This is a genomic window from Mesorhizobium sp. WSM4808, from assembly GCF_055811675.1.
Map to the genome: position 1 here is coordinate 1 of NZ_JBVVQX010000075.1, position 689 is coordinate 689.

The 689-nt window shown below is 65.7% G+C and carries 1 protein-coding gene; it reads left to right on the forward strand.

The annotated features are described in order from the left end of the window. The coding region (locus AC0L2U_RS34740) for an Ig-like domain-containing protein (protein WP_473603709.1) at positions 1-689 on the forward strand (689 nt) is incomplete at both ends.

The following is a 689-nucleotide window of genomic DNA, read 5'->3' on the forward strand; positions in this document are numbered from 1 at the left end:
GACGTGCCGACGGCGCATGCCAACACCAACAGCGTGTCGGAAGGCGCGCAGGCCTCGGGCAACGTGCTGACGGACGGGACAGCGGATGTTCTGGGTGCCGACGGTGCTGCACCTGGCGGCGCGGTGACGGGCGTGGCAACCGGTTCGAACGTGTCGAACCCGGTGAGCGGCAATCTCGGCGGAGCCGGAATCGCGGGCCAGTACGGCACGCTGGTCCTGGGCGCCAACGGCGCCTACACCTACACGGCCAATCCCAACGCGGTGACCACCAATGCGGTCGATCACTTCGTCTACACCATCACCGACGGCGACGGCGACACCTCGACGGTGACGCTGGACATCACCGTGAACAATGTGACGGTGACGGCATCCGACACCGATGCGCTGGTCAGCGAGAAGGGCCTTGCGACGGGCAGCGATGCGGCCGGCAACAGCGAGATCTTCAACGGCGCGATCACGCCGGCCGGCGGCACCGGCCCGTACACCTATACGCTGACCTCGCCGGCCAGCGGCAGCTACGGCAATCTGGTGCTCAACGCCAACGGCACCTACACCTACACGCTGACCCAGACCTATGATGGTGCGACGACCAACAATGGCATCACCACCGAGCAGGACAAGGACAGCTTCACCTATACGGTGACCGACGCCCACGGCAACACCACCACCGGCTCCATCCTGGTCGACAT